This window comes from Acinetobacter brisouii (assembly GCF_008993995.1).
GTDB lineage: Bacteria > Pseudomonadota > Gammaproteobacteria > Pseudomonadales > Moraxellaceae > Acinetobacter > Acinetobacter brisouii_A.
This window is the reverse complement of sequence record NZ_BKNN01000170.1, coordinates 1-725: the sequence shown is the minus strand read 5'-3', so window position 1 is coordinate 725 and position 725 is coordinate 1. Positions and strand designations below refer to the sequence as shown.

Genomic DNA, 725 nt, shown 5'->3' with positions numbered 1-725 from the left:
CTATGCCAATCTATAATTGCACACAGATAGACAAAGCCTTTAGCCATAGGAATATACGTGATATCTGTACACCAGACTTGATTAGAGTGATCGATGACCATGTTTTTCAACAGATATGGGAAAATACGGTGTGCAAGATTAGGCTTACTGGTATTGGGTTTTGGATACAAGGCATGTATTCCCATCAAGCGCATTAAACGTCGGACTTTACGCCGACCTATTTGATGTCCTTGACGCTGTAGCATATCTCGTATCATTCGACTGCCCATAAATGGGTCGTCGAGATGAATTTCATCGATCAGACGCATCAAACTCAAATCAGTGGATGAAATCTCTTTGGGCTTGTAATACAACGTACTGCGATTGATTTGAATCAATTGCGATTGTTGTCGTACCGAAAGTTGATGGGTCTTATCGATCATTTTTTGTCGCTCAGCTGCCCTATTTTTCTGAGCGCACCTTCTAAAAAATCAATTTGCAATGCCTGATGTCCTATCTTGGCATGTAAAGCTTTGAGGTCAATCTCTGGTTCTTGTTGTGCTGTTGGTCGTGAAAAAATATTGACGGATTGTTCAAGCAGTTGATTTTTCCAATCAATGATTTGGTTTTGATGTAAATCGAATTGAGTAGAAAGTTCAGCGAGTGTGTGGTCGCCTTTAATTGCTGCGAGAGCAACTTTAACTTTAAACTCTGCTGAATGATTACGACGTTTTCTTCGTGTCATG

The 725-nt window shown here is 40.3% G+C and carries 1 pseudogene; it reads right to left on the bottom strand.

The features are described 5' to 3' along the window. Window positions 1-724: pseudogene (locus GBN19_RS15495) on the bottom strand (IS3-like element ISAcsp5 family transposase); the annotation flags it as partial. Between the last annotated feature and the right edge of the window lies 1 nt (window position 725).